Source organism: Myxococcus sp. XM-1-1-1 (assembly GCF_020037095.1).
Classification (GTDB): domain Bacteria; phylum Myxococcota; class Myxococcia; order Myxococcales; family Myxococcaceae; genus Myxococcus; species Myxococcus fulvus.
In genome coordinates, this window is record NZ_JAIQDH010000001.1 from 699,344 (window position 1) to 724,531 (window position 25,188).

28 protein-coding genes and 1 tRNA gene are annotated in these 25,188 nt (G+C 69.0%); 15 read left to right on the forward strand and 14 right to left on the reverse strand.

All coding sequences use genetic code 11. The features are described from left to right. Window positions 1-9 precede the first annotated feature (9 nt). Complete coding sequence (locus K8640_RS02885) at window positions 10-825, reverse strand: hypothetical protein (RefSeq protein WP_223745661.1); 816 nt, start codon at window positions 823-825, stop codon at window positions 10-12. 6 nt (window positions 826-831) lie between these two features. Continuing rightward, complete coding sequence (locus K8640_RS02890; protein WP_174816707.1) at window positions 832-1,407, reverse strand: RNA polymerase sigma factor; 576 nt, start codon at window positions 1,405-1,407, stop codon at window positions 832-834. A 170-nt stretch (window positions 1,408-1,577) separates the two neighbouring features. Between K8640_RS02890 and serC the strand changes: the two genes are divergently transcribed. The 3 genes from serC to K8640_RS02905 all read left to right on the forward strand — a co-directional run bounded on the left by serC (window position 1,578) and on the right by K8640_RS02905 (window position 3,706). Further along, window positions 1,578-2,666: a 3-phosphoserine/phosphohydroxythreonine transaminase gene (gene serC, locus K8640_RS02895; protein WP_223745662.1), complete on the forward strand. Its 1,089-nt coding sequence runs from the start codon at window positions 1,578-1,580 to the stop codon at window positions 2,664-2,666. 41 nt (window positions 2,667-2,707) lie between these two features. Continuing rightward, window positions 2,708-3,283 carry a chalcone isomerase family protein gene (locus K8640_RS02900; RefSeq protein WP_046715011.1) on the forward strand — a complete coding sequence of 192 codons (576 nt, stop codon included), beginning with the start codon at window positions 2,708-2,710 and terminating at the stop codon, window positions 3,281-3,283. A 174-nt stretch (window positions 3,284-3,457) separates the two neighbouring features. After that, window positions 3,458-3,706 (forward strand): GlsB/YeaQ/YmgE family stress response membrane protein, encoded by a 249-nt coding sequence (locus K8640_RS02905; protein ID WP_046715010.1) that lies wholly within the window; start codon window positions 3,458-3,460, stop codon window positions 3,704-3,706. A 6-nt stretch (window positions 3,707-3,712) separates the two neighbouring features. Here K8640_RS02905 and K8640_RS02910 read toward each other — a convergent pair whose 3' ends face one another. Both K8640_RS02910 and K8640_RS02915 read right to left on the reverse strand, forming a co-directional pair. Then, the gene (locus tag K8640_RS02910) at window positions 3,713-4,750 is read right to left on the reverse strand and encodes a PA0069 family radical SAM protein (RefSeq protein ID WP_223745663.1); all 1,038 of its coding nucleotides are present in this window, start codon (window positions 4,748-4,750) and stop codon (window positions 3,713-3,715) included. Between the two features lie 86 nt (window positions 4,751-4,836). After that, on the reverse strand, window positions 4,837-5,301 hold the full coding sequence (locus K8640_RS02915) for a hypothetical protein (protein ID WP_223745664.1): 465 nt from the start codon (window positions 5,299-5,301) through the stop codon (window positions 4,837-4,839). Window positions 5,302-5,456: 155 nt separating this feature from the next. Between K8640_RS02915 and K8640_RS02920 the strand changes: the two genes are divergently transcribed. The 3 genes from K8640_RS02920 to K8640_RS02930 all read left to right on the forward strand — a co-directional run bounded on the left by K8640_RS02920 (window position 5,457) and on the right by K8640_RS02930 (window position 9,237). Further along, the gene (locus K8640_RS02920; RefSeq protein WP_223745665.1) at window positions 5,457-5,981 is read left to right on the forward strand and encodes a hypothetical protein; all 525 of its coding nucleotides are present in this window, start codon (window positions 5,457-5,459) and stop codon (window positions 5,979-5,981) included. Between the two features lie 163 nt (window positions 5,982-6,144). Then, window positions 6,145-7,803: a hypothetical protein gene (locus tag K8640_RS02925; RefSeq protein WP_223745666.1), complete on the forward strand. Its 1,659-nt coding sequence runs from the start codon at window positions 6,145-6,147 to the stop codon at window positions 7,801-7,803. Between the two features lie 9 nt (window positions 7,804-7,812). Then, window positions 7,813-9,237: a hypothetical protein gene (locus K8640_RS02930; RefSeq protein ID WP_223745667.1), complete on the forward strand. Its 1,425-nt coding sequence runs from the start codon at window positions 7,813-7,815 to the stop codon at window positions 9,235-9,237. Window positions 9,238-9,334: 97 nt separating this feature from the next. On the opposite strand, the gene K8640_RS02935 is transcribed toward K8640_RS02930, so the two are convergent. Beyond that, window positions 9,335-11,398 (reverse strand): M36 family metallopeptidase, encoded by a 2,064-nt coding sequence (locus tag K8640_RS02935; protein WP_223745668.1) that lies wholly within the window; start codon window positions 11,396-11,398, stop codon window positions 9,335-9,337. 341 nt (window positions 11,399-11,739) lie between these two features. On the opposite strand from K8640_RS02935, the gene K8640_RS02940 reads away from it, so the two are divergent. Further along, window positions 11,740-11,812 (forward strand) — tRNA-Gly (locus K8640_RS02940). 59 nt (window positions 11,813-11,871) lie between these two features. Here K8640_RS02940 and K8640_RS02945 read toward each other — a convergent pair. The 4 genes from K8640_RS02945 to K8640_RS02960 all read right to left on the reverse strand — a co-directional run bounded on the left by K8640_RS02945 (window position 11,872) and on the right by K8640_RS02960 (window position 14,467). After that, a complete protein-coding gene (locus tag K8640_RS02945; protein ID WP_223745669.1) occupies window positions 11,872-12,147 on the reverse strand; it encodes a hypothetical protein in 276 nt (91 codons plus the stop codon). Window positions 12,148-12,176: 29 nt separating this feature from the next. Continuing rightward, window positions 12,177-12,521: a hypothetical protein gene (locus tag K8640_RS02950; protein ID WP_143097246.1), complete on the reverse strand. Its 345-nt coding sequence runs from the start codon at window positions 12,519-12,521 to the stop codon at window positions 12,177-12,179. Between the two features lie 171 nt (window positions 12,522-12,692). Then, complete coding sequence (locus K8640_RS02955) at window positions 12,693-13,445, reverse strand: tetratricopeptide repeat protein (RefSeq protein WP_223745670.1); 753 nt, start codon at window positions 13,443-13,445, stop codon at window positions 12,693-12,695. A gap of 110 nt (window positions 13,446-13,555) precedes the next feature. Continuing rightward, entirely contained in the window at window positions 13,556-14,467 is a 912-nt protein-coding gene (locus K8640_RS02960; RefSeq protein ID WP_223745671.1) for a LysR substrate-binding domain-containing protein, read from the reverse strand. A 112-nt stretch (window positions 14,468-14,579) separates the two neighbouring features. On the opposite strand from K8640_RS02960, the gene K8640_RS02965 reads away from it, so the two are divergent. Together K8640_RS02965 and K8640_RS02970 are read left to right on the forward strand one after the other, a co-directional pair. Continuing rightward, complete coding sequence (locus K8640_RS02965; RefSeq protein WP_223745672.1) at window positions 14,580-14,933, forward strand: cupin domain-containing protein; 354 nt, start codon at window positions 14,580-14,582, stop codon at window positions 14,931-14,933. Then, window positions 14,930-15,778, forward strand: a complete 849-nt coding sequence (locus K8640_RS02970; RefSeq protein WP_223745673.1) for an MBL fold metallo-hydrolase — start codon at window positions 14,930-14,932, stop codon at window positions 15,776-15,778. Before K8640_RS02965 ends, K8640_RS02970 begins: the two co-directional genes overlap by 4 nt. Before the next feature lie 26 nt (window positions 15,779-15,804). On the opposite strand, the gene K8640_RS02975 is transcribed toward K8640_RS02970, so the two are convergent. Together K8640_RS02975 and K8640_RS02980 are read right to left on the reverse strand one after the other, a co-directional pair. Beyond that, window positions 15,805-16,239: a hypothetical protein gene (locus tag K8640_RS02975; protein ID WP_223745674.1), complete on the reverse strand. Its 435-nt coding sequence runs from the start codon at window positions 16,237-16,239 to the stop codon at window positions 15,805-15,807. An 8-nt stretch (window positions 16,240-16,247) separates the two neighbouring features. Then, entirely contained in the window at window positions 16,248-16,733 is a 486-nt protein-coding gene (locus tag K8640_RS02980; RefSeq protein ID WP_223745675.1) for a hypothetical protein, read from the reverse strand. A gap of 135 nt (window positions 16,734-16,868) precedes the next feature. Between K8640_RS02980 and K8640_RS02985 the strand changes: the two genes are divergently transcribed. Next, entirely contained in the window at window positions 16,869-17,744 is an 876-nt protein-coding gene (locus tag K8640_RS02985) for a hypothetical protein (RefSeq protein ID WP_223745676.1), read from the forward strand. A gap of 9 nt (window positions 17,745-17,753) precedes the next feature. Here the strand turns inward: K8640_RS02985 and K8640_RS02990 are convergent, their stop codons facing one another. Together K8640_RS02990 and K8640_RS02995 are read right to left on the reverse strand one after the other, a co-directional pair. Beyond that, a complete protein-coding gene (locus K8640_RS02990; RefSeq protein ID WP_223745677.1) occupies window positions 17,754-18,422 on the reverse strand; it encodes a glutamine cyclotransferase in 669 nt (222 codons plus the stop codon). Between the two features lie 27 nt (window positions 18,423-18,449). Beyond that, window positions 18,450-19,955 carry a helix-turn-helix domain-containing protein gene (locus tag K8640_RS02995; RefSeq protein ID WP_223745678.1) on the reverse strand — a complete coding sequence of 502 codons (1,506 nt, stop codon included), beginning with the start codon at window positions 19,953-19,955 and terminating at the stop codon, window positions 18,450-18,452. 113 nt (window positions 19,956-20,068) lie between these two features. On the opposite strand from K8640_RS02995, the gene K8640_RS03000 reads away from it, so the two are divergent. After that, window positions 20,069-20,776 (forward strand): thioredoxin family protein, encoded by a 708-nt coding sequence (locus tag K8640_RS03000; RefSeq protein WP_223745679.1) that lies wholly within the window; start codon window positions 20,069-20,071, stop codon window positions 20,774-20,776. A gap of 299 nt (window positions 20,777-21,075) precedes the next feature. Here K8640_RS03000 and K8640_RS03005 read toward each other — a convergent pair whose 3' ends face one another. Continuing rightward, complete coding sequence (locus K8640_RS03005; protein ID WP_223745680.1) at window positions 21,076-21,321, reverse strand: hypothetical protein; 246 nt, start codon at window positions 21,319-21,321, stop codon at window positions 21,076-21,078. Window positions 21,322-21,728: 407 nt separating this feature from the next. Here K8640_RS03005 and K8640_RS03010 point away from each other — a divergent pair, with 407 nt between their 5' ends. The 4 genes from K8640_RS03010 to K8640_RS03025 all read left to right on the forward strand — a co-directional run bounded on the left by K8640_RS03010 (window position 21,729) and on the right by K8640_RS03025 (window position 25,188). Next, on the forward strand, window positions 21,729-22,079 hold the full coding sequence (locus tag K8640_RS03010; protein WP_223745681.1) for a hypothetical protein: 351 nt from the start codon (window positions 21,729-21,731) through the stop codon (window positions 22,077-22,079). Window positions 22,080-22,682: 603 nt separating this feature from the next. Then, window positions 22,683-23,216 carry an SMI1/KNR4 family protein gene (locus tag K8640_RS03015; RefSeq protein WP_223745682.1) on the forward strand — a complete coding sequence of 178 codons (534 nt, stop codon included), beginning with the start codon at window positions 22,683-22,685 and terminating at the stop codon, window positions 23,214-23,216. Between the two features lie 50 nt (window positions 23,217-23,266). Beyond that, the gene (locus K8640_RS03020; protein WP_223745683.1) at window positions 23,267-23,656 is read left to right on the forward strand and encodes a hypothetical protein; all 390 of its coding nucleotides are present in this window, start codon (window positions 23,267-23,269) and stop codon (window positions 23,654-23,656) included. A 110-nt stretch (window positions 23,657-23,766) separates the two neighbouring features. Then, on the forward strand, window positions 23,767-25,188 hold the full coding sequence (locus K8640_RS03025; protein WP_223745684.1) for a hypothetical protein: 1,422 nt from the start codon (window positions 23,767-23,769) through the stop codon (window positions 25,186-25,188).

Below are 25,188 nucleotides of genomic sequence, written 5' to 3' on the forward strand. Positions count from 1 at the left end.
GTGACTCGGTCAGCGCGGATTCTCGCCGCTTCCCACGCGCACGTCGAACCTCGTCACGGCGAGCGTGCCTTGTTCCCATCGCTCACCTCCTCCCACCAGGACCCGCCTCACCTCGTCGGGCGAGGGCTCCAGGCCCGAGGGGGTGGCGGCCAACCACAACGTCACCGGCCCCGATTCCCCCTCCAGGCTGACGCCCGACAGGCCCTGGGGGTCGCGCAGGTCATGGGTCCCCGCCTCCAGCACGAAGGTGCCCAACAGCTCCGGCTCCTGCTCGGCCCGCTGCTGGAAGAGCAGGCCCGTGCCCGCCTCGGTGGCGTGGTAGCGCAGGAGCAGCACGTCGCCCGGGGCCACCTGGGTGTCCGGGTCCAGCCGCCTGAGGCTCCCGTCCGCGCCGCGCGCCACCACCGCCAGCTCCAGGGCAATCTTCCCCACCTGGCCCTTCACGCCCGGCGCCAGCGAGTCCGTGCCCACCTCCACCCCGGCGCCCGACTGGCGCACCCGGGGCACCACCACCACCGCGACGAGCGCCGCGGCCACCGCGCCCGCCACCACGCCCCAGCGCCGCGCGTCCCACCGGGGCGGTGCGCGAAGCTGCTTCTTCACCCGCGCCAGGCCCACCTCGTCCAGGGGGGCCTGGGGGCGCGGAGGCGCCAGGGCCAGGAGCACCGCGTCCACCCGCCCGTCCAGGAGGTCAGGGCCGGAGTGGGTGGCGAGGTAGCCCTCACACGCCTCACACGCGGTGGCCAGGTGCTCGCGGAAGTACGTCACCGCGTCCGGCTCACGACGGGCAAGGGCGCCGAGCGCCTCGTCATCCAGGTGTCTCATGACCTCTCACTCCCACCGACCGGCGAGCACTCGCCGCAGCAGCTCTCTCTTGATACGACCCCGGAAGCGCTCGAGTCTCATCGTCACGGCGCTTTTGCCCACGCCCATCTGCTCCGCAATCTCACGCGCGGACAGCTCCCCTTCGATATAGAAAAGCTGCACTGTCCGCTTCTCCTCGCCCTCGGGCAGCTCGGCGATGAGCTGACGGACCACCTCGATGTCGCGCTCGAGCTGCAGGGACTCCGGCACGGGCGGCACCGCCTCCGGCTCCGGGTCCGCGATGTCGTCCTCCAACCTCCTGAGGTGGGCCTTTCGCTCCAGCCGGGTGCGCGCCCGGTTGCGAGCGATGGACAACAGCCAGGCCTCGAAGGCCCCCGGCTCCTTCAGCCGGGGCAGCGCCCGGAACGCCCGGACGAAGGACTCCTGGATGACGTCCTCCACCTCGTCCGAGTCCAGCGGGGCGAACCCCGCCACCAACCTCGCCACGAGGGGGCGGGTGCGCCGATACAGCTCACTGAAGGCGGAAGTCTCCCCACTCGCCGCGCGCCGTACCCACTCCGCCAGTCCCTCCGTGGAACCCACCTGACCTCCAGACCCCCGGGACGGTCCGGTGGCCACGCTGCATTTCCCGTCCCCGGGGCCGCTCCTGGAGGAGGCGGACGAGGGCGGACCGCTTCCTACTGGCTCCCGGGGGGGCGTCGGGAGGAAGAATGGGCCCCGCCGTTCCATTTCGAAGAGGAGCCCTGTCCGCCATGCGCGTCATCAACTTCAACCCCGGTCCCGCCGGCCTGCCCCTTCCCGCCCTGGAGCGCGCCCGGGACGAGCTGCTCGACTTCCAGGGCTCCGGCATGTCCGTCATGGAGCACAGCCACCGCGGCAAGGAGTACGAGGCCGTCCACGACGAGGCCATCGCCCTGCTGTCGGAGCTGACGGGCCTGCCGTCCACGCACCAGGTCCTCTTCCTCACCGGCGGCGCGTCGCAGCAGTTCGCCCAGGTGCCGATGAACTTCCTCACCCCCGACACGAGCGCGGACTACCTCATGACGGGCGTGTGGAGCGAGAAGGCGCTCGACGAGGCGAAGTACTACGGCAAGCCCCGCGTCGCGGCGACGACGGTGCAGCCCGACAAGCACTACACCCGCGTGCCACGCCAGGACGAGCTGTCCCTGGACGCGAAGGCCGCGTACGTCCACGTCACCACCAACAACACCATCTACGGCACCCAGTGGCACACGCTGCCGGACACCGGGCCGGTGCCGCTGGTGGCGGACATGAGCTCCGACTTCCTGTGGAAGAAGATGGACCTGTCGCGCTTCGGGCTGGTCTACGCGGGCGCGCAGAAGAACCTGGGGCCCTCCGGCGTCACGCTGGTGGTGGCCCAGAAGGACTTCATCGCGAAGGGCCGCAAGGACATCCCGAAGATCTTCCGGTACTCCGTCCACGCGGAGAACAACTCGCTCTACAACACGCCCCCCACGCTGGCCATCTACCTGGTGCGCAACGTGCTCGCGTGGATGAAGGACGTGGGCGGGCTGGGCCAGATTGAAGCGTGGAACCGCCAGAAGGCGGACCTGCTCTACGGCGCGCTGGACACGCACGCGGGCTTCTACCGGGCCCCCGTGGAGCGCGCGTCGCGTTCAGTGATGAACGTCGTGTTCCACCTGCCCACGCCGGAGCTGGACGCGGCCTTCGTCGCTGACGCGAAGCGGCAAGGAATGGTGGGGCTCAAGGGCCACCGGACCGCTGGAGGAATCCGGGTTTCCACGTACAACGCGGTGACTGTGGAGAATGTGCGCACCCTCGTCACCTTCATGGAGCATTTCGTGAAGACGCGTGGCTAGTGTGCGTCGGAGCACGTGAAACAACCCACTTGGAGGGATTCATGAAAGCCACCCTGTCCGCCGTCGCGCTCTGCCTGCTGTTCGCCCTGCCTGCTTCCGCCGCTCCGGGAGAGGCCCAGGAGGTCGCCGGGGTGAAGTTCCCCGGAACCGCCAAGGTGGAGGGCAAGGAGCTGAAGCTCAACGGCGTGGGCCTGCGCAAGAAGATGATGTTCAAGGTCTACGCGGTGGGCCTGTACGTGGAGACACCGAGCCAGGACGCCGCGGCGCTCGTGTCCGCGGACGAGTCCAAGCGCGTGCGCATGTACATGCTGCGCGACCTGGACAAGAAGAGCATCACCGACGCCATCGTGGAGGGCTTCAAGAAGAACGCGGGCGACAAGCTGCCCGCGCTCCAGGAGCGGCTGAACACCTTCGCCAACGCCATTCCGGACGTGAAGAAGGGCGAGGAGATCATCCTCACCTACGTCCCGGGTTCCGGCACGAGCGTGCGGAGCACCAAGGTGACGGAGCCCATCTCGGTGGAGGGCAAGGACTTCGCCGACGCGCTGTTCTCCGTGTGGCTGGGCAAGTCGCCGGTGGACGGCGGCCTGAAGGACGGCATGCTCGGCAAGGACTGAGCCGCGCCTTCGTGTCGTACACGCGCCCCATGTCTCCCTCGGGAGGCGTGGGGCGTTTTCGTGAGGGGGCGTGGGGCCTTGAAATACGTGGGCACGTGGGCCGTAGTGGCCTGTGTGGGCCCGGGTGCACGGCGACGCCGGGTCTGATAGCAACCCGCCGGTCAGGAGGATGACATGGGAATCTGCTCGTGGCTGGTGCTGGGAGGGCTCGCGGGGTGGATCGCGAGCATCATCAAGGGAACGAACGCGAGGATGGGAATCTTCGCCAACATCGCGACGGGCATCGTCGGCTCGATGATTGGCGGCTTCCTGTTCAGCCTGCTGGGCGGGCGCGGCGTGACGGGGTTCAACCTCTACTCGTTGGCGGTGGCCACGGTGGGGGCGGTCATCCTCATCAGCATCGTCCAGGCGATACGCAAATAGGCGCGCTCAGAAGAGGCTGAGCTGGGGCGAGGGCGGTGGCTTTCGCGGCGGGCGCTGGAAGGTGTCCGGTGCCGGCTCGGTGATGTACGAGGTGCGCAGGCCCACCCTGCGCGCCGTTGTCTCGAAGAGGCGGTGGATGGTCTGGGCGTAGAGCCCCTCGCCTCGCATGCGGTGCTTGAAGCGGGAGTCGCTGAGCTCCCCGCCGCGCGTCTCCCGGATGCGGTGGAGCACGCGCTCGGCGCGCAGGGGGAGCCTGGCGCGAAGCCGCTCCTCGAAGACGTCCTTCACGGGGCCGGGCAGGCGCACCAGGGTGTAGTGGGCGCGGCGGGCGCCGGCCTCCTTCGCGGCGGTGAGGACGCGGTGGATGTCCTCGTCGTTGAGGCCGGGGATGATGGGCGCGAAGGAGATGGCCACGTCGATGCCCGCGTCCGCGAGGCGGCGGATGGCGAGCAGCCGCCGCTGGGGCGAGGCCGCGTAGGGCTCCATGGCGCGGGCGATGTCCGCGTGGTGGAAGGGCAGGCTGATGCTGACCCACAGCCGCGCGTCGCGGGACAGGCGCTGGAGCACGTCGAGGTCGCGCTCGATGAGCACGCCCTTGGTGACGATGCCGACGGGGTTCTTGTACTCGGCGCAGACCTCCAGGCACGCGCGCGTCAGCCGCATGGAGGCCTCGAGCGGCTGGTAGCAGTCGGTGACGCCGCTGAAGACGACGGTGTCCCCCTTCCAGGAGGGGCGCTCGAAGGCGTCGCGGAGCAGCTCCGCCGCGCGCGGCTTCATCACCAGCTTCGTCTCGAAGTCGGTGCCGGCGCCGAAGTCGAGGTACTGGTGGGTGGGGCGCGCGTAGCAGTAGGCGCACGCGTGCAGACAGCCCCGGTAGGGATTGACGCTCCAGTCGAAGCCCACGTCCGGGCTGTCGTTGTGGGAGAGGACCTGGCGGCTGTGGTCCTCCCAGACCTCCAGCTTCGCGGGAGGAATCTCGTCCAGGTACTCCACCGCGGTGCTCGCCCAGGGGTTGGGCGGATTGTCGACGGGGCGGGCTTTCACCGTCCCAGAGTGGGACTGAAACTCCGTTCAGTCAAGTCCCATGTCTTTCAGGTCGGGATGTCTGTCATTCCAACACGGCTTCGGCTTCATGCGCCCAGATGGGCGAGCATGACGTCCTTGTCGCCCGTGGCCAGGGTGTACGGGGGGCCGGGAGGGATGACGTCCTGGCGTGCCGCGACGCCCTCCACCGCGTCCCGGGCATGGACGAGCTGCACCCCGGCGCCGCCTCCGCCGAGCACGAGCGGCGCGCCCATCTTCAGGTCCAGCACCACCACCTGTCGTCGGGCGGGGCGCGGCTCCGCCATGTCCACGACGACGAAGTCCCCCGCGAAGCGGCGCTGGTCACAGCGGAAGACCCAGAGGTTGCGCTTGCGCTCCAGCAGCGCCTTCACGAAGGGCTTCTCGTTGCTCTTCAAGGCGTAGCGCTCGGAGAGCAGGGCGGCGGTGGAGAGCGGATAGCCCTCCTCCTTCACCAGCAGCAGCGCCCACGGGTTCGCGTGCCGGAGCAGAGGCAGCAGGACGGGCAGGACGATGGGCGGCTCGCGGGGCATGCGCGGACGGGCTCGACGAGCCACACAGCTCGTGTCGGACGGACATTCGAACACACCACCGCGTGTCTCGACGATGGCGGTTGTCTCAGGACTCCCTCAGAATCCACGGCTCTGGTAGAGGGGCGACGCTGTCAACCTACTCCTGGAGTCTCCGCATGTCCCGGTTCTCGCGCCACGCGCTCGTACTCTCCCTGTTGCTCACCTCCACCTCGGCGCTCGCGGGCTCGCAGTGGGCGCAGGCGCGCACGGTGCTCAACACGTGTGGCTACTTCAGCACCTCGCAGGCGGAAATCACCCTGACGTACCGCAACGACGATTTGCCCTGGGGCACCCGCGTGTTCCTCATCTACGGCTGGGGCGGCAGCTCTGGTCCGTCGAGCACGTTCGACTGGGCTCCGGCGCCGCAGACCGTGGAGGTGCCCGCCGTGGCGCCTTGGCACTGGGGCACCACCGTGACGGGGGTCATCCGGTCGCGCTCGTCCACGCAGTACACGAGCCTCAACTACGTCTGGAAGGTGGTCCTCCCGGACGGGCACGAGTTCTACGAGAAGGGCAACGGCTCCACCTACGGCTACTACGCCGCGGACTTCTCGCAGGTGCCCATGCCGTGCACCACCACCGCCGGCACCTTCGTGGGCAACGCGACGCCGCTGACCATCACCACCGTCGTCAAGGACTGACGCCGCTCGTCCCCGCTCGCGCCACGGGGCCTCATGAAGGAAACCCTCGCTTGACGTTGTGAGTCACCACGGGGGGACCTTCTCGAAAAGGGGCCCCCAAGGTAGACCCTGTCCCCGAGGCGGCCACTCGGGGCGGCCGGCAGGAGAGGGGGACGTCTTCGTGTTGAGCGAACGTGGTGCCGAGCGGGAGTACCTTCACGACAACCTCCGCAGCGGTCTGAAGACCGACACGCGCCTGGATGGCGTGATGCCCCACCTCGGGGTGGGGTGGATCGCCTGGGACAGCGGGTTTCGGGGCTCGGGCCTGCGCGTGGGAGACCGCATCGTCGCGGTCGACGGCGAGCCCATCGTCACGCCTCCGGACATGCCCACCCGGCAGCGCACCGGCCCGTATCTGCTGGGCCAGCACGCCGAGAGCCAGACCTGGGCGCGGCAGGGGCGCAAGGAAGGGGACCTGGTCCGCTTGCGAGTCCTGCGCAGGCGCGCGCCAGGGGACGGCTGGGAGACGCTCGAGCTCAGCGGCACGCTGCGCCATGAGCGGCTCTGGAGCATCGGCGAGACGACGAAGCGAATCCTCGGGCCGGGTGGGCCCGAGCAGCTGGGCCGAGACGGCTTCGACGAGTCCTGGTCGGGCTGGGTCGACAAGCGTGTCTCCGAATGGGAGCGCCTCCTCGACGGGACCTTCGGCGTCTGGCGCACCGCGCGCGGGACGCGGATGGAGCTCGCCAACCACCTGGCGCACAAGGCGCGCGTGGACTACCTGGTCGAGCACTTCCCCGGTCCCCTGGCGACGGCGATGCGCGACGACTGGGAGCGGGTGCGGGACTGTCTCGACGGCGACCTCGTCTCGCTCCCCGAGGGCGCCCTCGACTTCCGCAGCCGGGGCGAGGAGCAGGTCAAGGCCATCGGCCTGCGGGCCACCGCGGCCTGGAGGGCCCTGCTGGAGTCGCGCGCCGCGGAGACCCTCGGCGTGTTCCCCGTCGTCGACCCCTTCCGCGGCGACCGCTCGGTGGTGACGGGCAAGCTGGTCGCGCTGCCGCAGGTGAGCCAGCGCGACTGGATTGTCGACATGGGCAATGCCTATCTGGCCTGGAACCAGTCGGGGGCGTGGGTCTTCTGTCCCGTCAACACCCCGGCCATGGCCCGGGTCTTCGCCGCCATGCATCGCTATCAGCGGCTCGTCTCTCCCTCGATTCGGGGCGACATCGCCCTGCTCGGTCGCATCCTGCCGGATCCGCGTCTGCTCGCCGGCTCGGGGCGCACGGCCGCGGGGCTGGAGGTGGAGCCCGTCGCGGCCCTCATCGGCGGCGCGGTCTGCGTCGACGTCACCGACACGCGCGAGGGTGGGCCCCTCTTCGCCGGCGAGGAGTCGCTGCGGCAGGAGACCTCGGGGCCCCTGTCCGACGACGCGAGCCCGCGCGCGGTGCTGGAGGCGATGATTGCCGCCGTGAAGCGCGGCGACCAGGAGACCTGGAACGGCCTCTTCGCCGACTGGCGCGCCGTGCCGGACGAACAGCGGCCCATCTACTACCCGGTCTACACCTGGAACGGCCGCGACAGCGAGTGGGTGCGCTCGCGGCGCCTGCTGCTCGACAAGGTGCTCGACGCGCGGGTGCACTGGTGTGGCGACGCGCGCACCGTCATCCGCGGCGACGAGGCCCCGGGCCTGCCGCGCATCGAGCAGGTGGAGCTGGAGGTCGACCACGTCGGCCTCTTCGAGGGCCAGACGCGCACGTTCAACTCGGTCGAGGTGCACCGGCGCTGGGAGCTGCAGCGCCGCGCTGGCGGCCCCTGGCGCATCACCAGCCAGCAGAGTCTGTGAGGAGCACCCATGGGTGGGTATTCGAGCCGAGTCGCCGAGCTGCAGGACCAGATGACCCGTGCCGCCGAGGGCGCTCCGGACACGGTGAAGCGCGCCTTGGCGGAAGGCCTCAAGCGGGCGGGGCGCGCGGCGGAGGACGCCCTGTCGGCCCTGCTCGACGCGAGCGAGCGCGCCAGTGCCGGCAACCTGGGCACCTGGCGAAAGTGGCAGGACCGCTGCGCCACGGCCCGGGCGGAGATCAGCCGGGCCTTCGGTGATGCCGCCAAGGACCACCTGCTGACGCCGCCCCTCCAGCTCTTCTGGTACCAGGCCCTCGAGCACGAGATGGCCTTCTTCGACTCGCTCGCCAAGGTCCAGACGCCCCAGCTGCACGACGACCTGCTCGTGCATCAGGACGTGCTCAACAAGATGCTCGGGGAGCTGTGGGACAAGTGGACGTTCCTCCTGTCCAAGGACGTCGCGTTCGAGAACGACCAGCGGCAGGTGGTGCAGCAGGTCGCGCAGATGGCGCAGAAGATCGTCGACGACCTGGCCCCCGGCGCCGTCAAGCGCCTCTCCGAGGGCGTCGCGCGCGCCACGTCGAAGTCGCTCGACAAGGCCCGTCAGCTCGATGACAAGCACCTGGGCGGCAAGGGCATCGACCTGGCGAAGTTCATCACCTCGCTGTTCGACATCGACATCCCCGACGGCATCGACCGGGATCTGCTCGACGCCGTGCAGGGCGGCTCGGACGTCTACCAGACGCAGAAGGGCCACTACCGCGCGCTGGTGGCGACCTACCAGAGCCTGGTGCAGGCGGAGAAGGGCAGCGTCCTGTTGCTCTTCAACTCCACGCGGGCGGAGGTGCTCACGTACTACGACAAGAACGACCTGGGCAAAGCGCGCGTCCTGCTCGACCAGGCCAAGGGGCATCTCTCCGACTGGGCCTCCCGCGTCGCCACCTCCGCGCAGCGTGGCGAGGCCTCGGGCTTCAAGGACAAGGTCTGCGCGGCGCTCGACACCGACTGGAAGCTCACCGAGGAGCTCGACGGCAAGTTCCGCGACAGGTTCAAGGGCATCTTCATCCAGTCGCTGGGCAGCGAGACCATCGAGCAGCTCGCGGAGTCCTATCTCTTCAGCAAGCACCTGGAGGAGGTCACCCGCAGGGGCGCGGCCAGCACGCTCAAGGCACTGCCGGGCCGACTCCAGAGCGAGGTGGACCGGGCCGTCGACCAGGGGCTGAGGCCGCTGGATGACCTGGTGGACCGTGTCCCGGAGGAGGTGCGTGCGCTGGCGCGGATGGAGAACCAGGGGTTCAAGGAGCACGTGCGCGCCCGGCTCAAGGACCGCATCCAGACGCTCCTGCCCATCATCATCGAGCTCGCCGAGTTCCTGGAGCCGAGCAACCTCTCCCGGGACTTCAGCCGCGACGAGCTGACGCGCGGCCTGCGCTGAGAAAACACGAACCGGGAGGCCTCGACAGAAGCCCCCCGGTCCGGTGTGTCACTCACGAGGGACGCGGAGCGAGTGCCCCGCTACCCGGCATGTCGACTCAGAGCGCCGCGCAGGTGGACGGCACCTGGAAGCCGTTGGTCGGCGTGGTGCTGGCCGAGCCACCGGAGACGGCGTTGCTGCCCAGGCCGAAGGCGGCGAAGGCCGTCCACAGGCGGCACACGTCCTCGCCGTTGTGCAGGGTGGTGGCGGCGCTGATGATGCCGTCGCGCACCTGGGTGAACGTCGGGCTGCAGGGCGTGCGCTTCAGGCCCTCGGTGAAGTACAGCATCATGCGCTGGTTACCCGCGTTGCCCTGGGCGTTGTAGAGGTTCGCGTCGAAGCCCCAGTGGTTGACGAGCGCCCAGTAGGCCTCCCACATGCCCTGGGTGAACACGGAGCCCACGCCGTGCGGCACGGCCATGCCGTTGATGCTGGCGTACGTCCACGTGTTGCGCGTGGAGTCGAGCGTGTACGGCTGGGTGCGGATGCCGTTGCCCGTGGTCGCCTGGTTCAGCGCGTAGGTGCCCACGCCGCGAATCTTGTTCGCCGTGTCACCCGTGCGCGCCGTGTAGAAGAGCGAGAGGAAGTCGCTGATGCCCTCGCCCGGCTGCTGACGGTTGGAGAGGCAGGACACGTTGCTCGGACCGCCGACCAGGCGGTTGGAGATGCCGTGGCCGTACTCGTGCACGATGATGCCGCTGTCGAGGTCGCCGTCCTTGTCCGGGGTGGGCGCCGTCCAGATGTACATCTGCATGCGCGGGGGCGAGCCGTCCGCGGGCGTGGAGAAGTTGGCGTTGTTGGTGCCGCTGCCGTCCTGCGCCTCGGCCCGGACGTAGTCGTTGCCCGCGCCGCCGCGGCCGTAGTTGTTCTGCTGGAAGTTGCCGGCCACTTCGTTGAAGCCGTACTGGTACTGCACGTCGTGGATGATGTTGTTCCAGTAGAACAGGTTGGTGACGGCCGCCGGGATGTACGTGGAGGGCGCGCCGGTCAGGTTGATGGTGAAGACGCAGTTGATGGCCGCGCCGCAGTCCGGCTGGGAGGCGGGCGCCGCGTTGTTGGCGTCGCGGTCCTCGTAGGCGTGGACGTTGTTGCCGCGCGGGATGGTGTACTCCGCGCCAGCGACGCCGTTGGTGTCATGCCAGCCGTAGGGCGAGGCGACGGCGTTGGCGGGGTTGGTCACCGTGACGCGGCCATCGGAGGGCGGCAGCGGCGAGGTGTGGTTGGGGCTCTCCACGGGCACGGGGTAGACCTTGTACGAATCCGCGGCCACCCAGTCGAAGCGCGTGAGCACCTCGCCCGTGTTGGCGTCCACCGTCACGTCGTAGTCGTGCTGCGAGTCCAGCGTGGACACCTGGAAGTGCCACACCAGGCGCGCCTCGCCGCGGCGCATGGGGAGGATGGCCAGCTGCGCGTTGATGGGCTCGCGCGACAGGCCGTCCACCTCGACGCCCGTGCGGCGCTGCACGCCCGCCTCGGCCTGCAGCGCGCGGGGCTGGGCCGCCAGCTCCACGCCCAGGTGCCGGGCGAGCCCCGCCACGGCCTGACCCGCGTTGATGCGCGGCTCGGTGCCCGCGAGCGCCTTCTCGATGGAGGGCAGGAAGTCGCTGTGCACGCCCAGCACGCTGCCGTCCTTGGCGACGTTGACCTGGAGCTGCGCGTTGTAGACGGGCAGGCCCTTGAAGGTCTGGCGCAGATACAGGTGCGTGGCCCCGCTGACCTCGGAATAGACGCGGTCCGTGACTTCGAACGTGGACACGTCGCTGAGGCTCAGCCCGAGCGCCTCGTGGTGCTTCTGGACGAAGTCCAACGCGATGGACATCGGGTCACCGCTGCTGGGGCCCGTCAGCGCGCCCACGGGGTTGACCAGCGAGCGCACCAGGCCCGTGGACTCGTCCGTCTCGACCATCAGGTCCGGGATGCTGCGGCGCAGGGACTCGACGTGCGCCTTCTGCGTCGTCGAGAAGCCGAAGCGCGCCTGCGCGTTGTAGCTGGTGCGCGCGTCGAAGTGACGCTCGCCACCATGTGCGTGCTCCGGCGCCACTGCGAACGCCGTGGACCCCGAGAGGGTCGCCGTGAAGACCACCGCCTGGAACAGCCGCCTTCGGTATGCACCTACGGACATGTCGTGCTCCTGCGCTGCGGGTGAAGTCGCCCCGTGCGGGGCGGGACTGGCAGTATGAGGAAACACGCATTTCTGGTTTAATGCAAATCAACGGAAATACGTGAAAAATACGCTTAAATTGTAGGCGTGGTACTGGCGCCGCCGCGCGTCGGGTGACGGATGCGGCGCGGACGGGCGTGCGTCCGTGGGTGCGGGAGGACCTTGGGAGGTGTTGGTGGCGCGTGTCGGGGTGGCAACTTCCCCAGCAATTTGGCGCTGTTCAGGCGGCGCGGGAGGGAAGGGAGCAGTCGCCAACGTCCTTGACGCTCCCGGGGGGCTGCGGTACACCGGCCGGGTCGCTCGCGGTGGTAGCTCAGTTGGTAGAGCACGAGCTTCCCAAGCTCGGGGTCGAGGGTTCGAATCCCTTCCGCCGCTCTTGAAGGCCGGTAGTCCTCGAGGAGACTCGGGACTACCGGCCTTCTTGTTTCCAAGGGCTACATCGCGATGCAGCCGTAGACCTTCTCGTAGTGGACGGTCTGGGTGCCGGTCAGCACCCGCTCGGGCACGCTGCAGCCGCACTGGAGCTCGCCGACCTTGGTGAGCTTCGCGGCCTCCGCGTAGTACGTGATGACGTAGTCGCGTCCCGTGATGTCACGACACGGAATGGCCTGCGCCTCCGTCTCGGATTCGACGCTGACGTCGTCCTCGACTCCGCCGCAGCCTACGAGCAACCCCATCGCCAGCAGTCCCGCCATGATTCCAGCGCGCATGTGTCTCTCCGTTCGGGGTGTGGTGGGGGTTACATCGTGCAGGTGTACCGGACGAGGCAGCCGCCCGAGTACACCGGGGTGATCGTGCCGAACTCGCAGAAGCCGGGGCCCGGGTAGACGATCTGGGGACAGTTGGCCTTGGCGGCGCGGGGAACACACTCGAAGCCGATGAGGCACGTGCCCGAGTAGATGGGGTAGAGGTCGCCGTCCTCGCACAGCGGAGGCATCACCTCCGGGCAGATGGGAGGCGGCACGCGGCCACCCGCCATGCTGGTGACAGTCTCTTCCGAGGTCTCCGCGACGGGTGCTTCCGGACCGCAACCAACCAGCGCCAACAGGCCGCACATCGCGGCAAGACGTCCAAGGGTGTTCATCCAGGCTCTCCGTGTCAGACCCGCCAAAGCGGCGGGTGTACGGAGCCTCTACCAGCCGCGTCTGACGCCTTCAAACCCAGCACACGCCGAGTGCGGATGTCGCAAGGCTCACGCCGCCGAGAACAGCTTTGTCTCGTGCGACTGCAATGACACACCGTTGGACGGCGGACGTCACAGGCAGTCACCGCTCAAGGGGCCAAGGCTCAGCGGCCCCGTGCTCCAGCCATACTCCGCGGGCTGCGGCCCTTCACCCGGCACGAGCTGCACCTCGAAGAAGAAGCTCCTGCCCTGGTCGAACGGATACTTGCCGGCCTGCAGCTTCCAGGGGCGCGCGGGCTCCTTGCCGGCCGTGATCTCCACGCCACCGCTCAAGGGACGCCAACGGCCCGCGGGCTGCTCCGTCATGTCCTGGAGCGTCTCCACGACGCGCTTGTCCGCCGCGAGGGTGATGCTCTTCGGCAGCTGCCCCGGCCGGAGGAACCACCAGTCGGACGTGGTGCCCAGGATCTTCTCCCGGATGCCCTTCTCCTCCACCAGCACCGAGATGGCCTGACGCCACTTCTTGTATTCATCACGCGCCTTGAGGGCCTTGAGTCCCTGGGTGTCCTCGTCGATCTTCGGCAGGATGGCCTTGGCGTCCAGCTCCACCGCCTTCGACAGGTCGCCCAGCGCCAGGTAGATCCAATTGCGCTCGTAGGCGCAGGAGTCGAAGTCGTCGGCGTCCTCCTGGCCCTGGTTGAGCAGGGTGGTCGTCCTCGCCCGGTTGAGCCGCGCATAGGCGTTGGACGGGTCCTGCTTCAGCGCCTTCTCGAAGAGGGCGTGGGCTTTCTTGTAGTCGCCCTTGCCATACGCCGCGAAGCCCTGGGCATTGGCCTCCGGGGCCTTGGCGAGCACGGGCTGGCTGATGCCCAGACAGAGCATCATGAGCAGCGAACCTCGGGTGGGTTTGCACAGGGAGATGGGTATCACGCTCACGGCTTCTAGCACAGCCCGTGTGGGCTGGGATTCGCCGGGGCGGGGCCTGTGGTCGGCGCTCAGCCCACGCGAGACGAAGCGCCCTTCCGTGCGCTTGTCCGGAATCGCTGACTCAGCAGCTCGATGAATCGCGCCAGTGGTGCGGAGCGCTGGCGTGAGGCGCGGGTGACGGCGCTCCAGCGGCGTCGGATTCCCCGAGGGGTGAGTCGGACGGTCCGCAATCCCTGACGTTGCGTCGGCAGCATCCACTCGGGTAGCGCCGTGACACCGATGCCGCCGCGCACCAGCTCGATCAGCGCCTCGGTGAGGGGCACGGGGGAGACACGTTGCGGCTCGAGCCCCGCGGGCCACAGCACCCGCGTGAAGACATCGAGCTGTTCCCGGGGCGCGGCGTAGGTGAGCAGGTGTTCGCGCACCAGGTCCTGCGCCGTGACATGTGCACGCTGCGCGAAGGCGTGCGCCTCGGGGACCACCAGCATGAGCTCGTCCTCGAAGAGGGGCGTTCGTGCGAGCCGTGCCTGCTTCGGGACGTCGGGAGTCAGGGCGAGGTCCAACTGCCCATCGAGCAGCGCTCCGAGCGGCTGACGCGTGGCCTCCAGGACGATTCTCAGCTCGACGCGAGGGTGCTCCGACTGCCACTGCCCGAGGATGGGCGGCAGCCAGCCATACACGGTGTAGCAGCCCGTGCTGAGCCTCAAGAGGTCATCCTGGGGATGCGCGCGGCACACCGCCTCCGCCTGGGCGACTTCACTCAGGACCCGCCGCGCGGAGAGGAGCAGCTTCTCGCCCGCGCCGGTCAGCAGCAGCCGTCGCTGGCGACGCTGGAAGAGCTGCACGCCCAGGCGCTCCTCGGCGTCGCGGAGCTGGTGGCTCAGGGCCGAGGACGTGAGGTGGAGCTGCCGGCTCGCGGCGGCCAGACTTCCCATGTCGGCGACCGCGGCAACCAACTTGAAGTGACGAAGCTCGAGCATGGCCGGGGCAGCTTCACATGAATCGGGTTCAGTATCTTGGCGAAATCGTTTCGCTGCGCTCAGCTCGTGGTGCTCCTTAACGTGGGTGCACCACAGCCAGAGGAGCGGATGGATGCCGCGAACAGACAGCTTCCCGAGAGTGCAGGGCCCCTTCGTCCCCGTGAGGCTCGACGACGTCGAGCCCGTCATCGTGGGGCCCGGCTGCCTGCGGAGGGACTTGCCGAGCACCCGTGACGTGAGGGTCTGGGTCGTGGACATGGCCCCGGGGAGTCAGTGGCCCTTCGTGGACGTCCATGACACGGGGGAGGAGGTCTTCGTGCTGAGCGGTGAGCTCATCGAGGGAGAGCAGCGCCTGGGCCCGGGCTCGTACCTGTTCTTCCCACCGGCGAGCCGTCATCAGCCGAGGACGGAGACGGGGGTGCGTCTCTTCGGCATCAACCCCGTGCGTGCTCCGGAGGCGCGATGAGCCGCCGAGGCTTCTTGCGCGCGGCGCTCTCGCTCTCGGCGGGAGCGGTCCTGTTTCCTCCTGGTCTGGGTCGGGCGGCGAAGCCCATGGAGACCGAGTCGCTTCGCGCCCAGCGCCTGGCCTGGGCCGGAGTGCGGTTGCAACTGGGGAAGGACACGCTCTTCCTGGACCCGTTGAGCGACCCCTCCGTGTGGGGCGCGGCGCTGAAGGACCCGCTGGTCCCGATGGAGGTGGGGGAGGGCAACCGCTACGTCCTGGTGACGCATCGTCACCCCGACCACTTCGACCGACAGGCGGTGCGACAGGCGTTGGGGGACACGGGGACGCTGGTGTGTGGGCCGGACATGGCGGCTACGGCCGCTGCGTCGGGCTTCCGGGTGCGGCCCGCGCCGCTCCACGAGCCCGTCCTGCTCAATGAGTTCACCGTGACGGCCGTTCCTGCGGTGGACGGCTACGGAGACCCGCAGGTGTCGTGGGTCGTCTCCGGGGGAGGGCGTCGCATCATCCACTGCGGAGACACGCTGTGGCATGGCTCCTGGTGGAGCATCGGCCGGCAGCTCGGGCCCTTCGATGCGGCCTTCCTGCCCATCAACGGCGCACGCTTCGGGTGGCGCAAGCCCGTCAGCGACGTGCACGGCGTCCTGACACCGGAGCAGGCGGTGGCCGCGGCGAAGGTGTTGGGCGCGAAGCTCCTCGTGCCCATCCACTACGGCGTCGCGCCCTCCGAGGACTATCGGGAGGTGCCCGATGCGGAAGCGCAGCTCCTCGCCGCCGCCCGTGCGCGGAAGGTGGACGTGGAGCTGGCGCGTCCTGGCGAGTGGCTGACCTGGCGACCCAGGACCTGAGACCGCCGGGCCTCGCGCCGCTCGCGCTACACCGGGCGGAGCGAGGCGCGGTCGATGTCGATGGAGTCCTCTTCATCCCCGAGGTGGACCTCGGTGCCCCGGAAGCGCTGGCCATCCGGCGTCACCAGGTACCAGGTGACGGCGATGGCGGGGTCGCCCGAGGGGGGAGACACGAGGACCTCCTCCCCGAGCAGCACGGCCACCCTCGCGGCCAGCTCCTGCGAGGTGAGCGCCTCTCCGCCGCGGACGCGAGACGCGTCGACGTACAGGCTCACGTCCGTGCGGAACCCCGCCGGCCGCGACGTGGTCGTCACGAGGACCATCTCATTCCCCGGCCGGTCGACGTCGAACAGCGACACCTCTCCGACCTGGATGCCGAGCGCCCGAGCGATGCCGTCGAAGAGCCGCTCGTCGCTCATCGCGGCGCGGACGAGGAACCCCAATGGAAGTCTGTCGGCCATGTTTCCTCCTACCCGGCCTTGAAGGCCTTGAGCGCGGCCTTCCTATCAGCTTCGGGGACCTTCATTTTGTCCAGGACCTCCTTGGCGCGGGGCGTGTCCTTCATCTCGTTGTAGATGCCCAGCGCCTTGAACGCCCCACGGTTCAGCTCGTGGATGCCATCGCCGCGCATGGGGTACAGGGTGCCATCGTGGCTGCCATAGGTCCGCCGGTTGATGGTCCATGTCTGGACCCCGGACTCGTTGCCCTTCTTGGCCTTGCCTTCGTTGATGTCCTGCACGTCCCGGTGGATGTTCACCCGGGACTCCACGACGCTGTTGTCTTCACGGACGTAGGACTTCTGGGTGACCTTGCGGATGGAGTGCCGATCGGCGGGCTTCTTCAGCGGCTTCGCCGGCATGTCACCCGCCCAGGCGGGCATCCCGCCCAGCAACACCCCGAGCACCAACAGCAGGGTCATCGGGAGCGGGACTCGCGAGGTCGTGGAGCGATGCATCGGGTTCCTCCTGCGCAGATGGACGAGCGTCGTGCTGGACCAGTCTGGCTCGACGCGCGAGATTCGAGGAGTGGGTATTCATGAGGCCAGGCGGGTGGAAAGCACCCTCCCGAGGACTCCAGGAAAGGTGCATCCGTGACCGCCGCTCCGACACTCCGTTTCGAACGCTATCGCGAGGTCCATCGCGGGGATGCCCGCCCCGTCATCGAGCGGTGCGAGCTGGTTGCGCCCCAGGGCGTCGACCCGCTGTCCTTGAAGCTCACCTTCCTCCCGTACTTCGGAGAGACGAAGCCCGACACCACGCTGGGCGCGTTCCTGGAGGAGCAGGAGGCCCACGCAGGGAGCGCTCAGCGAGCGCTGTTCCCGTCGAACCTGGAGGGTTGTCTGCGCCACCCGGCCGAGGAGCGCCGCCAGTTCCGCACGCTCGTCGAGCCCCAATCCCAGTACACCGACCTGCTCGTCGTGAGACGCGGCGATGCGCGGTGGTACGTCGACGAGGTCTTCTACCGCATCGAGTCGCTGTCGGGCTGGGCGTCAGGGGCGCGCACGGACGTCGTCGAAGGTCGGTTCGAGGACTTCCGCCGCTTCTCCCCGCTGGTCCAGTTGCGGCTGCACGAAGGGCTTCCGTGGCTCGCGCATCCGGAGGCCGCGCCCGCGCGCTCCGCGGAGGACCACGTCCTCGAGCTGTCGAAGTCGCCCGGCCTCCCCAACACGCGGAGCTTCTCGCTCACCGTCTTCCGGGACGGCCGCTTCCTGCGCCGCTCCACCCTCGAAGGTGAGCAGTCCGGCGCCGACGTCCATCGGCTCACGACCTTGCTCATCGCCGCGAGTCGGCTTGCGCCCATCCAGGCGTTTCCAATGCCGCCGGGCTTCGCCCACGATGCCCAGACGCTGTCGGTCTCCTTCCCCGTGGCGAGGGGGCTGGAGCGCGTCACGTTGGACGAGAACGCGCCGGCCGACGTCCTGGCCTTCGCACGGCAGGTGGCCGCGGCCTACGGCCTGGAGTTCTGAGCCGGCGGCTCAGCGGCGCGAGCGTCGGGGCCGCCGTACGGCGCGCACCTTGCCGCTCGTGCCGCCACCGGCGTAGAGCACGTCACCGCCGTCGGACTCCAGCCCGGTGACGCTCACACCCTCGGGCAGCGTGAGCCTGACGAGCACGCGTCCATCCACGGGGTCGAGTCGCCGGAGGTCGCTCGCGCCATCCTCCAGCGTGCCGTGCCACAGCTCGTCCTGGGCCCAGGTGACGCCGGTGACGAAGCGGTTGGATTCGAGCGTGCGCAGGATGGCTCCCGTCTCGGGGTCGATGCGATGGATTCTCCGGGCGTGGTACTCGCCCACCCAGAGCGAGCCCTCGGCCCAGGTGAGCCCCGAGTCATCGCCCTTGCCGGGCGCGGGAATCGTCTTCAGCACCTGTCCCGTCTCCGGGTCCACCTTCCGGATGACGCCACCGCCGAGCTGGTAGAGGTGTCGCCCATCGAAGGCGGTCCCCGCGTCACAGGCCACCGCGAGCGTGCGCACGGGCTCGCCGCTCGTGGGGTCGAAGGCCCGGAGCCCCTCGTCTCCCGCGAACCAGACCCGCGCGCCGTCATACGTGACGCCATGGATGCGCGCCGCGCCGTCGAAGGGGCCGTATTCGCGGAGGACCTCCGCCGGCTGCGTCTCCTCGACTTCGTCCCGATGCTTGTCCATGGCCCGCTCCATCCCCTTCGGTCCGCTCTAGCCCGGCAGGGACAAGGTGGGGAGTAACAATGTCGTCGTGAACCCGCTGAGCGGAGGTGCCACCCAGCGCCTCGCCCGGCCTCGTCCCAACACGCGGACCTGCCCGGCCGCTTCCAGGGTGGTGAGCACGCGCTGCACCGTGCGCTGGCTCGCGCCGAGCGCGAGTGCGAGCGCGGAGGTCGACCAGTGCTCCCCATCCGCGAGCAAAGCCAGGACGGCGCCGCCCGCGCCCTCGACGGGGGGCGCCAGGACACGGACCTCGACCGCGCCTCGAGGCTCCAGGACGAAGCCTCGGGGCGTGGCCTGGATTCCCGCCACCTCGCGCACCTGGGCGCGCAGCCTGCCCAGCTCGACGCGCAACCGCGCGCGATGCGAGGCGTTCATCCTCCGCGCTCCGAACACCTGTTGAACGAGCTCCTCGCGCGCGGCGTCTTGAGGCCAGGCCTCGGCCAGCACCCGCAGCAGCGAGAACAGGATGGGACGCGTGGACAAGGTCACGACCCGCGGGCCCGCGCGGAGCACCCGACGGCACGCGTCGACGACCAGGTGCTCCGATTCGAGGAGGGCTTCGACCTCGTCGAGCACGACGGGGCGGGCCTCGCCTCGCGAGACGACCCGCGCGGCGGGGAGGTCCAGGGCGCCTGCTGCTTGTTCCACCTCCGCGACGAGCGCGGGGATGCGGGCGCGCCGCGCGGCGATGCGGGCGCGCTCCAGGGCGGCGCGCGCGGTGCGAGGCGTTCCCCTCCGCACGGCCACCTCGAAGGCCAGGAGCCACGCGAGCGTGGACGGCATCGCGGGCGTTCCCCCTGGTACGAGCGGGGCCTGTGTCACCTTGGCCGTAGCGGGCTTCGCGGGCGTTCCCCCTGGTACGAGCGGGGCCTGTGTCACCTTGGCCGTAGAGGGCTTCGCGGGCGTTTCCTCCCGTGCGAGCGGGGCCTGTGCCACCTTGGCCATGGATGGCGTCGCGAGCATTTCCTCCCGCGTGAGCGCGGAGTGTTTTCCCTTCGCCGTAGAGGGCCTCGCAGGCGTTTCCTCCCGCGCGAGCGGGGGCAGTGCTCCCTTCTCCGAAAAGGGCCTCGCGGGCGTTTCCTCCCGTGCGAGTGCGAACAGTGCTCCCTCCGCCTCCTCGATGCGTCCCAGCAAGAGGGCATGTCGCGCCCGCAGAAGCCGTGTGTAGCGCGCGTTCTCCACATCGCCGTGGCGTGTGAAGACGCGGACGGCTCCATCGAGCGCGAGGTCGATGCCCTCGAGCTCCCGGGTCGCGAGCGCCACCTCCGCCCGCGCGACGTCGCAGCGCGCTCGGGCGAGCGTATCCCCGGAGCCATACGCACGCGCCGCCCGCTTCAGCAGCGCCGCCGCCTGGGCGAACTCACCCAACTGCGCCATCGCGATGCCCCTCAGGGCCAACGCCGGCGCGTCCTCGCGCAGCGCCACGCGCTGGAGAGCCCCCAGCGGATCTCCCTCGCGAAGGGCCCGGGCCGCCACGCTGACGAGCGCATCCATGCGGCGCATCCTCCGTCGCTCCCTCGTCGATGGGAAGCCCGTCGTCTTTGTTACTCCCGACCCACGGGCTCGGACCGTTACGTCTGGGTGCATCCAATCCCTGGAGGAAACCCATGTCCCAGAAACTGACGGAGTCGAGGAGTGAGTGGCTGTCCGCGCGCAAGGCGCTGCTGGCGAAGGAGAAGGCGCTGACCCGGATGCACGACGAGCTGAGCGCCGAGCGTCGCGCGCTGCCCTGGCTGCGCGTGACGGAGCCCTACACGTTCGACACCCCGGATGGGGCCAAGACGCTGCCGCAGCTCTTCGAGGGCCACAGCCAGCTCGTCGTCTATCACTTCATGTTCGCTCCGGAGTGGGAGGTCGGTTGCAAGAGCTGCTCCTTCTGGGCGGACTCCTTCAACGGCGCCGTCGAGCACCTGGCTCAACGCGATGTCCGCTTCACCGCGGTCTCCCGTGCGCCGCTGCCCAAGCTCCAGGCATTCCAGCGACGGATGGGGTGGACCTTCTCATGGGTGTCGTCCCAGGCAAGCCGCTTCAACTTCGACTTCAACGTGTCCTTCCGTCCGGAGACGCTGGCGAGCGGCGAGGCCGTCTACAATTACGGACCGCTGGGGGAGTCCAACACGGAGATGCCGGGGTTCAGCGTCTTCGCGAAGGATGCGCGTGGCGACGTGTTCCACACCTACGGCACGTATGGACGAGGCATCGAGGTCGCCAACGCCGCCTATCAGTTGCTCGACATCTCGCCGAAGGGGCGCGACGAGGATGGGCTGTCCTTCTCCATGAGCTGGGTCCGCTTGCGGGACCAGTATGGACGCTGAGCAAATGTCCCAGGGCCCGACAGCGCGGCGCGTGCCGGCCGTGTCCCTGGTCCTGGGCCTGCTGGCCGCGCTTCTCCCGAAGTGCCCTCTGTGCATTGCCACCTGGCTGTCATTGCTCGGTGTCACGGCGAGCGTCGCGGGCGGAATCGGGACCATGGTGCGCCCCGCGGGCATCTGCGTGGCGGCGGTCTCATTGGGATTGCTCATCGCGCGGCGTCTGCGGCGGCGCAGATAGACGGTCCAGGGCGGAGGTCTGCCGAGGACCGCAGTCGATTCCGCGGCGCGGGGCGGCCCGGGCGCTACTCAGCGCTCGTGGTGGATTCCGCGGGGGGCGCCTCGTCCCCCAGGGCCTGCGAGGTGCAGATCCAGTACTCGAGGTCGCAGTCGTTCTGCTTCGCGTCGCGAGCGCGTTCGTCCGACTCGAGTGAGGCCAGGTAATAGCAGTAGGCGTATTCCTCCTCGCAGGTGTTCGCCAGCGAGGGAGGCGCCCACAAGGTCGATGCGGCAATCGGCGCTACCAGGAATCGCATCCACTTGAATGACATGTACGGCTCCTTTCCGGAGGCGCTGACTCTGTCAGTTTCCAACAGATAGGACTAGCGCCTGGCGCAATCGCTCATGGGTGCGCACAAGGAGGGACTCCGCGCACACCTGCGACTCATCTGAACTCCGTCATCTTCCGCAGTCCGAGTCTCTTCATGGCGGCGATGCGTGTCTGGCCTCTCTGCTGGGGCACCGCCACCGCCGTGTACGATTGGTGCGATGCGCAGCCGTCGGGAGGGACCACGCCCCGCACCGCACCCCGCGGACACTCGTCCTCTCGGGCTCTCACAAATGCGCATCAATGACAAACACATCGGACATCGGGCGCGTTGACGGGTTGCGCGAGGATGTCTAGACAGCCCATCGCCTCCTGGAACCTTGTGCCCCAGGATGGCTTGAAGGAGCTGTCATGAAGCAACATGTCGTTTGGCTGGCCATCCTCGCCGTGCTGGGTTCTGGTTTCGTGGGCTGCGGCCCCGGGACGGAGGCCCCCGAAGTCCCTGTGGATGAGACGTCGCAACCCCCACCCTCGGAGGAGGTCTCGTCCGAGGACAGACCCGTCGAGGCGTTCGCGCGCAACTGCAAGACGACCTGCTCGGGCTTCACCGCGAGCGGCGGCACCTGCAACGTCGTCGGCTTCGGCGCCACCACGTTCCTTGGGGGCTGCAAGAAAGCGTGCCGGTTCGCGCGCCAGGACGCCGATGCGAAGGCGGCCAGCTACGGCTGTCAGCTCGCGCAGTGCAGCGATGCGTGTAACTGACGACTGAGTTCCACCCCCGGCCGGGGACCTCGGGTGTGCTGCCTTCCGTCTCCGGCCTTCTTCTTGGACACGGGCGTGCTGGGCCCTGCTCGCGTGGCACCGTACACTCCCGTGCGTGACGTTCGCTCCCGACGACCTGGCGGCCATCTCCCCTGAGACGGACACCCTTCGCCTTCGTCGCGTGGCTCCCAGAAGACCTGGCGCTGCTCCTCGCGGTCGAGGGGCTACCCGCCTTGCGTCAACTCGAACTGCGCAGCCGCGTGTTCGGCGATGCGCAGTGCCGTGAGCTGGTCCACCTGTGGCACGCCCCCAACTGGAGGTGTTCGAGCTGACAGGTGCTGCTCTCTCGGACGAGGGTTCCCCTGCGTCATCGAGACCACTTCCCACGATTGCGGCGGCTCAGCTGTGGCCCCGGGGGGCTCTCCGATGCCCGGTGGACCGAGCTGCGAGGCGAGTACCCCGTCGATTCTTGAACTCCAATGGAGTGGGGGGCGGAGCGTCGAGTCGGCGAGCTGCGGGTGGCTTTACTCCGCATGACATGGCTGGAGGCGACGGCTAGCGTCCGCGCACCAGGCATCTTCCTGGCTCGTGGTCGGAGCAAGCATGTCGACGCAGTCGAATGAGAGCGCGGTGACGCAGGCGGTGGAGCGGCTGAAGTCCTTCGTGGAGACGAAGGAGGGCATGTCCGTGGAGTTCGCCGCGCCGGTGGACGCCGCGGCGGTGGCGGGTCTGGAGGCGAAGTACAAGCTGAAGCTGCCCCCCAGCTACGTGCGCTTCATCACCACGCTCGGCACCTTCAAGGTGGTGTACGGCGGGCAGGAGCTCATCGGGATGGAGGAGCCGGGACTGCTGCGCGCCGCCGCGCCGGACCCGTCGGACGCCGTGGATGGCGAGGACGCCGAGGTCGCGGAGGCCATCAACCAGGCCCTGTTCTTCCAGCGCCGCGATGACGACTCGGTGGAGAACTTCTGGTGCTTCAACCCGCGCGCCCGCTCCCCGGAAGGCGAGCTGGCCGTCGTCGCCTACAGCCATGACGAGGCCTTCAGCCTCTCCGACGGCGAAGATGACTTCCGCGACTTCTCGACCCACATCGTCAAGGTCATCGACGACTTCATCGAGACCTACGCGGAGGCGTAGTCCTCGGTACCCGGCGCGGGCGGGGCTCCCCGCCGCGCCCTGGGGGGCCCATGAAGGTCTGCACCGCCATGCTTCGCTACCACCTGGGCCAGGTCATCCTGACCTGCTTCGTCGACCACAACGAAGTGCCGGAAGACCTCGGTGAACTCGACAGCGACATCGAGACCATAGGCCACGGGGCACAGGCCTCGGGAGACTTGCCCTGGCTGCTCCTGGGCTTGCGGCAGCTCCTCCATGACCCGCGGGCCGACCTCGCGTCCTACGGTGGCGGTGTGTTTCCCCTCGAGGACGGCGACATGCGGGGCATCATCATCCACGTGCTCAGCAGGCTCGATGCCCGCGGCGGATTCTCCTCCTCGCCCGATGTCCCCGTTCAGCGCGAGAGCATGGGCGGCGAACTCTGGCGGACGTACCGCGACCGCTGGGGCGCCTCGTCCTGAGGGACTGACTGCTCGGAATCCCACCGCGACGTGGTCTCGCGCTTTCGTGCCCACTTGAGGGGCACCCTCTCGCTCCCTACCTTCCGCCGCTGCGTTTGGAAGGAGCGGTCATGCGTGTCAGGAATGGTGGTGCCCTGGTGTGGTTGGCTTTGCTGGCCTCGGGCTGCGGGGGCCTCGCGATGGAATCCCATGCGGTGACGGCCCAGGCCTGTCCGCCAGGCGCCGCGTCGAGGACGCGGGTGGTCAATCCTCCGGGAGCATCCGTCAACACCCACCTGGAAGGACTCACCGACGTCCAGGGGATGCTCTACTTCACGCTCGCCGCGCCTGGAGGTGGCACGGGATTGTGGCGCAGTGATGGCACCGAAGCCGGCACCGTGCAGGTGCGGAGCTTCCCCGCGGGCGTCTTCGCCGAGGGCACTCCGGCGGCGGTGGGCAACACGCTCTTCTTCCAGCTCGCCGACTCGGCGACGGGAATGGTCCACCTCTGGACCAGTGACGGGACGTCGACTGGAACCCGCTTCATCAAGGCCTTCACGCCGGACGTCAACGGCCCCGCGCTGCGCGCCGTGACGGCCCTCCATGGCCGACTGGTCTTCTTCCACCTGGGCGCCTCGGGAGGTCCGGCGCTGTGGAGCTCGGATGGGACGAGCGCGGGGACGGTGCTGCTCGCGAACCTCCCCGGTGTCCTCGGGCTCTACTTCGACCAGACCCTGCGCGTCGGAGATGCGCTGTTGTTCTTCCGCTCGCAGGGCGGCGCCACGACGCTGTGGCGCACGGATGGCACCCAGGCGGGGACCATGTCCCTCAAGCAGTTGGATGCGGGAACCGTGAGCATCCAGCAGGTGGGGCGGGCAGGGGACCAGGGCTTGTTCGTGCTCCGGGACGGGTCGAACGACGAGGTCTGGAAGACGAATGGCTCGGCCGCGGGCACGCTGCGATTGGACACGTTCGGTCAACGCGTCCGTCTGGTGGGCGGGCTGGGCTCGAAGGTGTACGTGGCCCAGGCGGCGCGGCTCTACAGTCTCTCGCTGAGTGGCGGTGGCAGGACGCTTGTCACCACCTTGCCGCGAGACAATCCCGACCAGCTCCCCGCGGTGCTGCGGACCGCGGCCTCCGGTGACTCGCTCTACTTCTCGGTCGGCCTCAACGGCCTGAGCCCCGTGCCCGACGACGTGCGGCTCTGGGTGACGAACGGCACGGCGGCGGGGACTCGCGAGCTCTTCCGCTCGCTGCACCGCAATGACACGTCCTATTCCCCCGTGTTCGCCACGGGGACGGGGGCCGTCCTCTTCACCGGCTCGCCGGACGGCACGGCCAACAGGCCCTGGTTCACGCGAGGCACGACGGCGACGACGGGACAGCTCGCGAAGGTCACCGTCCCGGTGGTGCTCGGACTGGGGCCCGAGCCCTTCGTGCGCGCGGGCGGCCGCGTGTTCTTCCCCGCCACGGATGACACCGGCCTGGAGCAGCTCTGGTCCGTGCCGGCGTCGTTCTCGTGTCCTCCGGGTGCGGCAGCCGAGTCCCTGTGA